The 12702-nt window shown below is 50.9% G+C and carries 14 protein-coding genes; 6 read left to right on the top strand and 8 right to left on the bottom strand.

What is annotated here, in order from left to right:
• Positions 1–63: 63 nt before the first annotated feature.
• The 6 genes from proB to ABH897_RS06325 are packed head-to-tail and all read left to right on the top strand — an operon-like array spanning position 64 to position 5914.
• The gene (gene proB, locus ABH897_RS06350) at positions 64–1164 is read left to right on the top strand and encodes a glutamate 5-kinase (protein ID WP_283652202.1); all 1101 of its coding nucleotides are present in this window, start codon (positions 64–66) and stop codon (positions 1162–1164) included.
• Between the two features lie 18 nt (positions 1165–1182).
• Entirely contained in the window at positions 1183–2475 is a 1293-nt protein-coding gene (locus ABH897_RS06345) for a glutamate-5-semialdehyde dehydrogenase (protein WP_283657119.1), read from the top strand.
• 39 nt (positions 2476–2514) lie between these two features.
• The gene (proC, locus tag ABH897_RS06340; protein WP_283652203.1) at positions 2515–3381 is read left to right on the top strand and encodes a pyrroline-5-carboxylate reductase; all 867 of its coding nucleotides are present in this window, start codon (positions 2515–2517) and stop codon (positions 3379–3381) included.
• A complete protein-coding gene (locus ABH897_RS06335) occupies positions 3378–4589 on the top strand; it encodes a 2,3-diketo-5-methylthiopentyl-1-phosphate enolase (RefSeq protein ID WP_404591375.1) in 1212 nt (403 codons plus the stop codon). Before proC ends, ABH897_RS06335 begins: the two co-directional genes overlap by 4 nt.
• Positions 4586–5263, top strand: coding sequence for a 2-hydroxy-3-keto-5-methylthiopentenyl-1-phosphate phosphatase (locus ABH897_RS06330; RefSeq protein ID WP_283652205.1), 678 nt, complete (start codon positions 4586–4588; stop codon positions 5261–5263). The genes ABH897_RS06335 and ABH897_RS06330 overlap by 4 nt, the downstream gene beginning before the upstream one ends.
• Positions 5264–5914, top strand: a complete 651-nt coding sequence (locus tag ABH897_RS06325; RefSeq protein WP_283652206.1) for a methylthioribulose 1-phosphate dehydratase — start codon at positions 5264–5266, stop codon at positions 5912–5914. It abuts the gene before it with no gap.
• 178 nt (positions 5915–6092) lie between these two features.
• Here ABH897_RS06325 and thiE read toward each other — a convergent pair whose 3' ends face one another.
• From thiE to ABH897_RS06285, 8 genes are all read right to left on the bottom strand, one after another.
• Positions 6093–6743: a thiamine phosphate synthase gene (gene thiE / locus ABH897_RS06320; RefSeq protein ID WP_283652207.1), complete on the bottom strand. Its 651-nt coding sequence runs from the start codon at positions 6741–6743 to the stop codon at positions 6093–6095.
• On the bottom strand, positions 6730–7599 hold the full coding sequence (gene thiD, locus ABH897_RS06315; RefSeq protein ID WP_283652208.1) for a bifunctional hydroxymethylpyrimidine kinase/phosphomethylpyrimidine kinase: 870 nt from the start codon (positions 7597–7599) through the stop codon (positions 6730–6732). The genes thiE and thiD overlap by 14 nt, the downstream gene beginning before the upstream one ends.
• Before the next feature lie 363 nt (positions 7600–7962).
• On the bottom strand, positions 7963–8574 hold the full coding sequence (locus ABH897_RS06310) for a flavin reductase family protein (RefSeq protein ID WP_283652209.1): 612 nt from the start codon (positions 8572–8574) through the stop codon (positions 7963–7965).
• A gap of 12 nt (positions 8575–8586) precedes the next feature.
• Positions 8587–9369 carry a hypothetical protein gene (locus tag ABH897_RS06305; RefSeq protein ID WP_283652210.1) on the bottom strand — a complete coding sequence of 261 codons (783 nt, stop codon included), beginning with the start codon at positions 9367–9369 and terminating at the stop codon, positions 8587–8589.
• Between the two features lies 1 nt (position 9370).
• Positions 9371–10636 carry a multi-tm2 domain protein gene (locus ABH897_RS06300; protein WP_404591373.1) on the bottom strand — a complete coding sequence of 422 codons (1266 nt, stop codon included), beginning with the start codon at positions 10634–10636 and terminating at the stop codon, positions 9371–9373.
• 90 nt (positions 10637–10726) lie between these two features.
• Positions 10727–11197: a hypothetical protein gene (locus ABH897_RS06295; RefSeq protein WP_283652211.1), complete on the bottom strand. Its 471-nt coding sequence runs from the start codon at positions 11195–11197 to the stop codon at positions 10727–10729.
• On the bottom strand, positions 11194–11682 hold the full coding sequence (locus ABH897_RS06290) for an RNA polymerase sigma factor (RefSeq protein ID WP_283652212.1): 489 nt from the start codon (positions 11680–11682) through the stop codon (positions 11194–11196). Before ABH897_RS06290 ends, ABH897_RS06295 begins: the two co-directional genes overlap by 4 nt.
• 290 nt (positions 11683–11972) lie before the next feature.
• Entirely contained in the window at positions 11973–12701 is a 729-nt protein-coding gene (locus ABH897_RS06285) for a DnaD domain protein (protein WP_283657120.1), read from the bottom strand.
• Position 12702 lies beyond the last annotated feature (1 nt).

Here is a 12702-nt window from a genome sequence, read left to right as displayed (position 1 = left end):
TTTCGTCCTTTGTATACAAAGGATGAAAGTTTTTTTGTATATTAAATTAAGGAAGTGGACGTCTTGTCAACACGAATAGTCATTAAAATCGGAAGCAGCTCCTTAACCGGAGTCGAGGGGGGCTTGAATCGGGAAGCCATTGCTTATTTTGCCCGCGAAATCGCTGGACTTCGTTCGAAAGGCCATGAAGTGCTGCTGGTCACATCAGGGGCAGTCGCCGCCGGGTTTCGGGAGATCGGGTACCCGTTTCGCCCCAAGCTGCTGCATGAGAAACAAGCGGCAGCAGCCGTAGGTCAGGCGCTGCTTATGCAAGCCTATCAACAGGCTTTTAGGGATTTTGGCTTGGTGAGCGCGCAGATCCTGCTGACACGCAGTGACTTTTTGAGCCGCAAACGGATGAACAATGCTGGAATGACCGTAGAAGAACTGCTGCGCCAGCAGGTCATTCCGATTTTTAACGAAAATGATACTGTGTCGATTGACGAATTGAAATTTGGTGATAACGATATGCTGTCTGCACTGGTCGCCAATCTGGTCAAAGCACAGCATTTGATCATTATCACAGATACCGATGGCGTATATACGGCAGACCCGCGCAAGCATCCGAACGCCGTACGTTTTGAACGCATCGACGAGATTACCGAGGAAATTTATGCATTGGCTGGAGGTTCCGGGTCAGCCGTAGGGACTGGCGGCATGCGATCCAAGATCGAAGCAGCCAAAGTCGCCACACGCGGTGGTGTACCTGTGTTTGTGGGACGCGTCAACGCAGACGGCGATCTGGATGCCGCCGTGGAGGGACATGGGCCGGGGACTTATTTTGACACCCACCTCTCTTCCCTGCCGATGAAAAAACAATGGCTTGGCTTCATGTCGACGCCGCTCGGTACGGTGCATGTAGATCAGGGAGCCGAGGAAGCGCTGGTGAACGGTGGTCATAGCCTGCTTCCCGTTGGCGTACGGCGTGTGGAAGGCAGCTTTCATGCCGGAGATGTCGTTGAGGTGCTGGGGCCGGAACATAAGGTGCTGGGGCGCGGCGTTGTCAATTATGACGATGGACAGCTTCGAAGCGTACAAGGATTACCAAGCGGCGAGATTGTGGGCAAGATCGGCCCCATTCACCGCCTTGAGGTGATTCACAGGGATGAATGGATTACATTATAAATGCGGGGAGGCCGTAACATGAGTGAATTAACGACGAACACAGCCACAACAGATGAAAGCCAGTTCAGTGAAGTACGCACCAAAGCGACTCTGGCCAAAAAAAGCGCCGGGGTCATGAACCGACTGACGGCAGTACAAAAAAATGAAGCGCTGCTCGCCATGGCTGAAGCACTGGTAAATCATACGGAAGAGCTGATTGCAGCGAACAAAAACGACTTGAAGCGCGGACGGGAACTGGGAACGTCGGAATCACTGCTCGACCGCCTCAAGCTGACCGAGGACCGTATCGGGGCCATCGCCGAAGGCTTACGCCAAATTGTGGAGCTGCCTGATCCGGTCGGTGACATGCTGGAGCATATCGAACGTCCAAACGGTCTGCGTATTGAGAAAATACGTGTGCCGCTAGGTGTCATCGGCATCATCTATGAAGCGCGTCCTAATGTGACGGTAGATGCTGCGGGCCTGTGTCTGAAAACAGGAAATCCGGTTGTGCTTCGTGGTGGCTCGGCTGCCCTGTTTTCCAACCGCAAAATCATTGAAGTTCTCCAACAGGCGTTGGACACAACTGCTGTACCGCGCGATGCGCTTCAGCTCATTGAAGATTCAGATCGTGCCTCTGTCAACGAAATGCTCACGCTGAACGGTTTGCTGGATGTGATCATTCCACGCGGCGGGCGCTCGCTTATTCAAAATGTTGTTCAAAATTCCACTGTGCCTGTTATTGAAACCGGAGCTGGCGTGTGCCACACCTATTTGGATGCTACGGCAGATACACAGATGGCTGAGGCGATTACGCTGAACGCCAAGGTGCAAAGACCGTCGGTATGTAACTCCATGGAAACACTGCTCGTTCACTCGGATTATGCACAAGCACACTTGACGAGTTTGGCAGAACGTTTTCGTGAGGCCGGGGTTGAGCTGCGCGGCTGCGCACGGACACGGGAACTGGCTCCCTGGGCTGTTCCAGCCACGGAAGAGGATTATGGCACCGAGTATAATGATTACATTATGAACATCAAGGTAGTAGACAATTTGGACGAAGTGCTGGAGCATATTGCCCGGTACGGTACGATGCACTCGGAGTGTATTGTGACCACAGATAAAGCCCATGCCGAACGTTTTCTGCAAGAAGTGGACGCGGCAGCCGTGTATCACAATGCCTCCACCCGCTTCACGGATGGCTTTGAGTTTGGATTTGGTGCCGAGATCGGGATCAGTACACAAAAATTACATGCCCGCGGTCCAATGGGACTGCCTGCGCTGACTTCAACCAAATATCGTGTGTACGGTACTGGACAAATCAGGGAATAATATCATTTATCAATCCGTATCCTTGGAGGTTATGAAACCATGTGTGAATCACAAACAAAGGCTTTAATTCAAGAGCAAATTACGTTTTTCGGAGCAGGCTCGATGGCAGAGGCTATTATCCGCGGGATGATGGCCCGTTCCGTTGTCAAACGTGGCGGGATTACGGTCATCAACCGCAGCAATCAGGCACGCCTGGAGGAACTTCAACAGCAATATGGGGTGTTGTTCCAAACCGAGGATGCCGCCAAAATCGATCTGCTGCGCCGTTCTCCCGTGATTGTGCTTGCCATGAAGCCCAAGGATGCTGCACAAGCCCTTGGACAGCTCGGTCCGCTCCTGTCAGATGGGCAGTTGATCATTTCGGTGATCGCTGGACTATCCATTCGTACGATGCAGACGTTGCTTGGCCGCAAGCAGCCCATCGCCCGGACGATGCCGAACACATCCAGTTCGATTGGACTGGGAGCAACAGGCATCAGCTTTTCCAAGGAGATTAGTGAAGACCAGCGTAAAAACGTACTTACGATATTCGAATCTGTAGGTACGGTAACGGTCATAGAAGAAGAGAAAATGGATGTTTTGACCGGGATTTCCGGAAGCGGCCCTGCCTATGTCTACTACTTGATGGAAGCCATGATTGCTGGGGGAATCCGTGGTGGCTTGACTCCTGAGCAAGCGCACGAACTGACAGTGCAAACGGCACTTGGAGCGGCACGCATGGTACAACAAACCGGGGAGGAGCCTTCTGCCCTGCGCCACAAAATCATGTCGCCCAACGGCTCGACGGTAGCCGCGTTGGAAAGGCTGGACAAAGGCGATTTCTACGAAACGGTCATTGCGGCGGTACAACGTTGTGCTGAACGATCCCGTGAGATGGGAGCTGTACTAAAGGAGGGAATTGAATGAGCTATTGCTTGGCGACCTACCGGGTATACGATGACAAAGCCGACTTTAACACAAAGGCCCAATCCATTGCCATCGGCATGACGGTGGGCAGCTGGACCGAGCTTCCCCAAGCCAAGCGGGACGCAATGCAAAAGCATCTCGGCTCAGTTCAAGCTGTGGACGTTCACGATGGAGGGCCTGGTGAACGATATTCCGACCTGACCATTGCTTACCCGGATGTGAATTTCAGCCGGGACATTCCTGCACTGCTGGTGACGGTCTTCGGCAAAATTTCGATGGACGGCCGTATCAAGCTGACGAAGCTGGGCTTCTCGGAAGCATTCCGTTCTGCTTTTCCGGGGCCGAAATTTGGCATCAGCGGCTTGCGTGAGCAGCTCGGGGTATATGACCGTCCACTATTAATGAGCATTTTCAAGTCGGTGATTGGCCTTAATCTGGACGAGCTGAGAGAGCAGTTTACCCGACAAGCCCTGGGCGGCGTCGATCTGATCAAGGACGACGAGATTTTGTTTGAAAATGCGCTGACGCCGATTGAAAAACGCGTCGAAGCCTGCATCAAAGCCGCCGAAGCGGCTGAGCGTGAAACCGGTAAAAAGCTGCTATATGCAGCTAATTTAACTGGACCAACCTCGCAGCTCAAAGCGCAAGCCCTCAAGGCCATCGACGCAGGCGCAAATGCCCTGCTGTTCAACGTGCTGGCCTATGGCTATGATGTGCTGCATGAACTAAGCAGCGATCCCGCTATCTCGGTGCCGATTGCAGCCCACCCTTCGTTGGCGGGTGCTGCTTATCCGTCACCGCATTATGGTATTTCGGCGTCGGTGCTGCTCGGTCAGCTCATGCGACTGGCAGGAGCCGACCTCGTGCTCTTCCCTTCTCCTTACGGCTCGGTTACGATGCCGCGTGAGGAAAACATGGCGATCCGCGATGAGCTGATCACCCCTGAGCTGCCGCTAAAGGCCAGCATGCCTGTGCCATCCGCAGGGATTCACCCCGGCCTGGTGCCGTTAATTGTGCGTGATTTTGGCACAGATGTTGTCGTTAACGCCGGGGGCGGCATTCACGGTCATCCGCTCGGCACCGAAGCAGGCGGACGCGCCTTTGTGCAGGCGATTGAAGCTGTGCATCAGGCTGTGCCGCTGGCGGAATACGCCCGCACGCACCCCGAACTGCAATCCGCGCTCGACACGTGGGGAGGTGAACGATGAGTACAGCGAAGAAGCCCGTCATTTTTTGCGATTTTGACGGGACGATTACGAACAGCGACAATATTGTCGCCATTATGAAGCATTTTCAGCCTGCGGGCTGTGAGGCCATCATGCATGATATCGTGAACGGACAGACGTCCATTCGTGAAGGCGTGGGTGCGATGTTCGCTCTGATGCCCTCGACGCAAAAAGATGAAATCATCTCTTATGTACTTGGACAAGCTGGTATACGCGAGGGCTTTGCCCGTTTTTTGGACTATGTACGGGAACAGGATATTGAATTTTTTGTCACCAGCGGTGGTATTGATTTCTTTATTGATCCACTGCTGAAGCCTTTCGACATTCCACAGGATCACGTTTACTGCAATGGAGCCGATTTTTCCGGCGATCATATTGAAATTACGTGGCCTCATCCCTGTCAGGAGTCGTGTACAAACGATTGCGGTATGTGCAAAACAACTGTAATTCGTCAGTACCCTGCCGAACAGTACGAACGAATTTTGATCGGGGACAGCCTGACGGATTTTGAAGGAGCCAAAATTGCTGACCTCGTGTACTCCCGTTCGCACCTGACTTTAAAGTGTCAGGAGCTGGGCGTACCACATGTGCCCTTTGAAACATTTGACGACATTATTAAGGATTTAAAGCAAAAACAGGAGCAAGGGGTGCTGTAAATGAGCTATAGCTTGGCAGACATTACGTTGGAAGAAAAACGCCGCGCACTGGAAGAACTCGCTGATGTCAAGGAGCTATTCGCATCTCGCAACTGGTTCCCCGGCACGAGCGGCAATTTGTCGATACGGATCGGGGATTTTCATCCTGAACAATTTTATTTTGCAGTTACTGCCAGCGGCAAGGATAAAACCAAGCGGACACCGGAAGATTTTCTGTTCGTGGACCAGCACGGAAAAGCGGCAGAAGCCACAAGCCTCAAGCCGAGCGCCGAAACGCTGATTCATTGCGAAATTTACCGTCTGACAGGCTGCGGAGCCGTTTTCCATGTGCATACGGTGTTCAACAATCTGATTTCCGAATATTACGGGGAACAAGGCTCTGTACCTGTGCAAGGCATTGAACTCATTAAGGCTTTTAACATTTGGGAGGAAAATGCTTCGATTGACATTCCTGTGCTGCCGAATTACGCGGATATTGCTTCGATTGCCAAGCTGGTGCCGGGTGTGCTGAATGATCAGGTGCCGGGAATTTTGCTGCGTAACCACGGCATTTATGCGTGGGGGCGTGATGTGTTTGAGGCTAAAAAGCATCTGGAGGCGTTTGAATTTTTGTTTGAAGCGACGTACCGCTCCTTGCTGCTAAGACCTTAGTTATGAAGAGCGACTTGCTACATGCGCGCCTGCTTTAATTATAAAGTGTAAATTGAATGCGGAGAACGTAGCCCCAGCGAAAGCAGGGGAGCGTTCTCTTTTTTTTAAATACAAAGGCAGCCTTGGACGTGTATATAACGTCCCGGACTGCCTTTGTATCATTATTGAACCCATTTGATCATTTCAGGATGCTTCTCAGACTTTGTGCAGCCTCACGGGGGGCTTCTGCCCATGAGATGGCTGAAATGACCGCTATGCCATCTGCTCCTGCCTGTAGGACGTTTGTTGCGTTGTCCACCGTAATGCCGCCAATGCCAACCAACGGAAGGCTTGCACCACCGGTACGTAGCCTGCGGACCAGCTCCGGTCCCTGCACAGGATGTGCATCCGGCTTGGAACGAGTCGGGAACATCGGCCCTGCACCCGCATAATCAGCGCCAGCGCGTACCGCCTGCTCCGCTTCCGTTAGGCTGTGTACCGATACGCCGATGATTTTGTTGCCCATTCGAGAGCGCACGCGGTCTGCAGGCTCGTCTTCTTGTCCAAGATGGACGCCATCTGCATTCACAGCCAAGGCAAGCTCGACATCATCATTGACGAGAAATGGAACGTCATACTGATGGCACAGCCTCCGGGCGGCTTGAGCGAACTCATGCAAGCGACTTCCCGTTAGACAGTCCGCACCCTTTTCACGCAATTGAAAAAGGGTCACACCTCCCTGCAACGCTTCCTCCAAAACCACCAGCGGGTCACGGCCGCAATTCACACTCCCCATGACCAAATAAAGATGCAGATGCTCCCGCATACGCCCTATTTCAATTCTTGGCATCGCTTCGCTCCTCCCTCATTGCCCTGCTCCACACAGACGCTTCCTCTCCTGTCCAGCGTGCGTTCCATGCCCAATGGTTCGTCGGTCCATGCCCACTGCCGATACCCAAGCCCTGCTCAATCGCCGCCTGTATAAAAGCCTTGGCCGTCTGTGCCGCCTGGGGTACACTTCGTCCTGCCGCCAATCCAGCCGCCAGCGCTGCCGAAAAGGTACAGCCCGTTCCATGGGTATGCGGGGTATGAATTCTTGGTCCGTCCAGTTCGATAAAATCGCGCCCGTCGAACAACAAATCCACGGACCGTTCCTCTTCCGCGCTATGCCCTCCCTTGATGATTACGTAGCTGGTTCCCAAATCAGCCAGCATTCGAGCCGCTTCCTTCGCATCCTCACGACTGGAGAGGGTTAAGCCTGTCAACGCCTCTGTTTCCGGGAAATTCGGGGTGACTACCTTCGCCAACGGCAACAAATACGATTTTAGCGTTTCCACTGCCTCATCTTGAAGTAGAGAAGTTCCGCCCTTAGCGATCATTACCGGGTCTACGACAACATTAGGCCATCGGAACTGGCGAATTTGCGCGGCTACCTGACGAATGACCTCAGCCCCTACGAGCATACCCGTTTTAACGGCATCAGGCGATAAATCCGTACCTATGGACTGTAATTGAGCCTCTACCATGGCAACAGGGACAGGATGAACAGCTTGTACACCGCGTGTATTTTGAGCAGTAACTCCCGTCAGGGCAGACATGCCGTACACGCCCAGCTCCTGAAAGGTTTTTAAATCAGCCTGTATGCCTGCACCCCCTCCGCTGTCCGAGCCTGCAATGGTCAATGCTTTGTACACCGTATGGGTCATAGTTGTGGCCCCCTGACAACGTCTTGCCGCTTCCAATTCTGCCGCTCATCCTGAATCTGATTTTTGGTATAAAGTAAAATGAATTTCAATATCAAGCGAACCCTGCTCCTTTGATGACAGGAGCCTGCGCTTCTTTCCAGCCGAGAGCTATGGTTTTCAGCATGCACATGCTCAAGTGTATAAAACAACAAAAAAAACACTATGCAAAAGCAGAGTGTTCCTACACTAAGGTCCCTGCGCTGGCATTATCCAACAGGTTCATACGGTCTACGACAGATTAGTCGTACTCTCAGCTTGCTTCCGCAGGCTCCCGTGCTATTTTTTTATAATCGTAACCCTTTATGCTGTAAAAAGCAACGTCCCCTATTGGGGACGCTCCAGCCTGAATTGCTCTCCCAGCTTTGCATAATCATTTCCGGCCAAACGACTCACCGGACGCAGCTCCTTGGCGATTATGTATGTATTTTGATACGCTTCCTCGGACAAATGATACTGCACCAAGCGCCCGATCAGCAGATCGCAGGCAGGTGCGCCCTCTGTGCCCCCCAGCGGTATCGCCTGCTCCAGGACACATTCCATGCGTATTTTCGCTTCAGCCACACCGGGAACCGCGATTTTTGTACTTTTCACCGACGTAAGTCCGGCCAGTGTGATTTCACTTTCCTCCGGCGACAGACGGGAAGCCGTCACATTCACCGCACCCACATTGTCCTCATCCGTTATATGTACGACAAAGGCTTTTTGCTCCATCGCATTACGTGCTGTATCCTTGGACACCCCATCGACACGTTGTACAGACACAGACAACAGCGGCGGCTCGGAAGCTACGATGGAAAAATAACTGAACGGCGCACCATTAAGTACCCCTTCACTGCTCAGTGTCGTCACAAAGGCTACTGGTCTTGGGATAATGCTTCCGGTTAACAGCTTATAATTTTCACGCCCTGTAAGTGTATCAGGATTTAGTGATATCATTGTTTTCCCCTCCTATTTTTCAATTACATTTCCCTGATTATCGCGCAAGGTAACCGTAATCCCTTCGGGTACAGCAATCGTAACGTCGAGCTGATGCTGGGGCTGCATATAACGTGTCGGGATTTGGCTCAGTAGCACATACAGCGTATCTCCGATATGCTTTGTCTGATACAGCTCCTGTCCTTTTGATTCATCCTCGTTGCCTGTATAGACATAACTTCCGAACACATGCACCTCTGGTGAGGTAGTTGCGTCAATTTTGACCGCATAGGGATTCTCACCCTGCACGATCACCTTGGTCACTCCGGCAGGCAATTTTTCATGCCAATCAGGAAGGACCCTTGTTTCCTGAACCGAGCTCATCATATCCCTGACTTGCGAAGTAAGTCCCAGTGAACTGACCAAAGCAAATCCGATACAACAAAAAACCAGGACTGCTGTAATAAACATACTGAACAAATCATAACGGATGCGCTCACGTGTCCCTTTCCACGCCGTATACATTAAAATTTCGAGTCCCAGCAAAACAAAAACGACAGGCCACCACGTCAACGCCTGATCCAATATGCCCGCTCCCCAAAACTTGGAGGCAAACGTTACTCCTCCCAACAAGACCAGAAAAAGTCCCATCGACAGTCTTCCGACCTTCCAAACCCCTGCCGGGGCGTTTGGTGTTTTGGAGGAGCTGCTATTGTTGGTTGATGTACCCAATATACCTGTAGAGCCTCCTGTATCGCTATGAGGATGATGGACTCCCTTAAAGGGAGCCTCACTCTTTGAAAACTCAGTATCCATCCTATTGTTTCTCCTTTACCCGTTTAGATTTGGAATTACCGATCATCATCCAAATACCACCGCCAATCAACAATAAGGATACGATAATCGTCCGTAGATACATGTCAACCAAATTATAAATCTCTCCGTTCGGAAACAGACGATCCAGAGTAGGAACAAGTACGTTGATCAAGATGTAATAGGCACCCAGCAATAGCAACCCCAAACCTACCCAGCGGTCATATTGTGCAAACATACCGATCACAGGCTTGTCAATCAACGGTTCCCGTCCATAACGGCTTACTTGCTGCAATGCATCAAAAAAGCTGTAAAACCAGACCACCGGGATCAGGAACAAAAAGAGGGACAAATACAGTACATCCAGCATGTAAATGCCGCCTAAGAACAGAAGCATGAGCTGAAGACCCCGTTTTTGCAGACCGATATACATATGTCCCGCCCCGGGAAATACCGATAGAATGGTAGCCAGCATTTTGCTACGCCGCCCCTCGACTCTTCCATGCTCCAGTTCTTCAAATAAAGTCCGATCCTGAAGAATTTCTCCCGCTTGTTTACGATGTACATGCTGCACCGCATCAAACATACAATACAGCCATATGATCGGCAGCACGCCCGCAAACGCCAAAAATCCGGATTCGTTTGTAATGCTTGAAATAAAAACGAGAATCGCTCCAAAGCCAAAGAAGGACATCAGGAAAGACAAACCACGCTGCATCAGCCCCAAATTAAGGTGTCCCAACCCTGGGATGAACGACAGCAATATGGTGAAAAAACGTTCATTGTCCGATCCTTTTTGAAAAGCAGGCGATCCTGCCACACCGTAGTGTCCTTGTTCATAATAGTTATAGCCTGCACCATAACCCATCTCTGCTCTCGGTGCATCCGTATCTGCGTCTTTTGCACCCTCCGGTACCTCTCCCGTTAAACCTGCATCTCCATAAGGCCTACTTTGAGAGTAAAAGCCATATGGATTGGGGCCTGCATGAGGGGGATATGGAGCAGCGACTGCACGAGGATCATAACGCAACAAGCTAATAATGATATGCAGCATACTGAGCCCCCAAAAAAGAGCGGCAACAAACATACTGGCCAATAAAGGCATTTCGTCGCTTGAAACCACCGAAAAAAATATTCCTCCCGCCAGACATCCGAAAAACAAAATGGTGTATACAAACGCATTGGCTTTTCTGGTCCAGTAATAGTGTCCCACACCGGGAATGATGTTCAACAGAAATGCCAGAAGCTTGCTTCGTTCCGTATAAGGCACCGATACACTTCCTCTCTAATCTTGGGATTTTGATTAAATCCTCATCTGAAGGTTTGAATTAAACCTTTTTATCTGTCACTTTAATTTATTTTAGGGCTTTAATTTGTCCAGCCAGCTTGTCGTAGCCCGCATGACCTCTTCACTGTAAGAGACGCGTTCTTTCGGAGGAACGGGCTTACCACCGGTTTGCGGCATCATTTTGTCAAAAGCACCACTGGACAGCAGAATTAGCGTCAAGCTTGCTGCAATTACATAGTGAAACACAGGTTTTTCAAACCAGCGGCGTTTATTGAGGGTAGCTTGACTTGCTTCTGCTTCCTTATCGGGAAGAGCAGCCATTACCTGATCTGTGAAGCGTTCCGTATCCAACCAGGCAAAACAATCTTCCAATGTCGACTCCAGCTGCTCCATTGCAACAAGATATAAGGCCAGCGCCTGCTCATCTTCCAGCAGAAGCTTTTCCAGCCGTTCAGATTCCTCTGTCGTGCAAGTTCCTGTAATATAAGCGTGCCAGTCATTCATCTGCCCTTTAGTCCACAGTTTATCATGTTGGTCAGTCATTGCCATTCCTCCTCCTTCCAGTGATTTCGAATCCACTGCCGTGCCCGGTAGAGTCTGGACTCTACTGTTTTTAAGGCTACTTGCGTCTCTTCTGCAATTTGATCGTAGGTTTTGCCCTGCATATAATAGTCTTGGATAATATCCCGATGCTGCTGGGGCAGCTGGGCGATTTTTTGCGATAGTTCCACATTTCGTTCCTCGCGGATCAGACGGACCAGCACATCCTCATCCCGGGAAGGGAGTTGAACGAGGGTTTCTGCCACATCTATCAGCTCTGCGGGCCGCCTGTCCTGTTTGCGCTTGATATCCAGCGCTTTGTGGAGCGCAATTCGGGTCAGCCACGTTTTAAAACCTTCGTTCCGGTACTGGGGGAGAGACTTATACACCTGAACGAACGCTTCCTGCGCGGCATCTTCCGCTTCTTTGCTATCATGCAGCACCGAATAGGCCACATGATACACATGCTTGCTATACAGCTCTACCATCTCACGGAACGCCTGCCGGTCACCAGACCGTATTCGTTCAATGATTCTCTCTATATCAATGACGCTCTCCCCCTTCCCAATACTATAGACGCCGGAGAATTTACTCCCCCTGCATATTTCGAAAAAAAATATTTAAAAAAGGACACACCCTCCTCACGGAGTAGCGTGTCCTCTATCGCTAAGCTGCTGTTTGCTCAAATATTTTACTTGTATTCATTTAACTTTTTAGTCACTTTAAGCAAGCATTTAATGTAAGCCTTGCTGCTGCCTGAAAACCTCAGTCTATCGCTTTAGCTGCGTCCGCTCCCACGGAAACGCTGAGCGTATTCCTTTGCATCCTGTGCATTACGGACACGGTTTCGGCTCCATTCCAGCAAAATGCGGTCAATATACCGGAAATGCACCTTCCCTGCAAACACCGCTTCCTTCAAGGCCAGCAAAATCAGCTCCTCAAGATACCGATCCTGATCCACCCAACTGGTGATCGTCTCGTATTCCATCGGTGACAACGGTCGGCCGAATTCCTTCTCGAAAATCGTAAACAAATTCCGTTCCTCCAAAGGCGGAGACTCTGATATCCCATTCAGCACATCCGGTTTTCCAGCAAACAAAATATCATCATCATCGCTTTGCTCCGTGCGCTCGGGTATCATACATTCCGCCAGCTTACGGTACAGCCCCGTTAGATTGTAGCGTTCAAATTGCACGGACGAGTTGCGGTCTTCCACAGTATCAATCCGCAGAAAACCCTCCTTCATCAGCTTGCTGAAATAGAGCCCGATTTCGTTCGCTGTACATCCGATACGGGCCTGCAATTGCTCCCAGGTTGGAAATTCATTACGTTCGGCTTGTTTAAAAGCAAGCAACTGCATAAGCAGAAGCATTTCGCCATCTGTCAGCCGAAGCGTCCGGTAATGCTTGAGCAGGGAGTAGGGAATCTGGACCATTCCGGCTTCCATAGCAAAGGCTACTCCCTCCGCCCACTCTGCCGCTGATGTCTTGTCGAATGATCCGGTCATC

The sequence above is a fragment of the Paenibacillus sp. RC73 genome, assembly GCF_044908085.1.
Taxonomy (GTDB): Bacteria; Bacillota; Bacilli; order Paenibacillales; family Paenibacillaceae; genus Paenibacillus; species Paenibacillus terrae_A.
The sequence above is the reverse complement of the archived record's forward strand: the minus strand, read 5'-3'. Positions and strand labels throughout refer to the sequence as shown.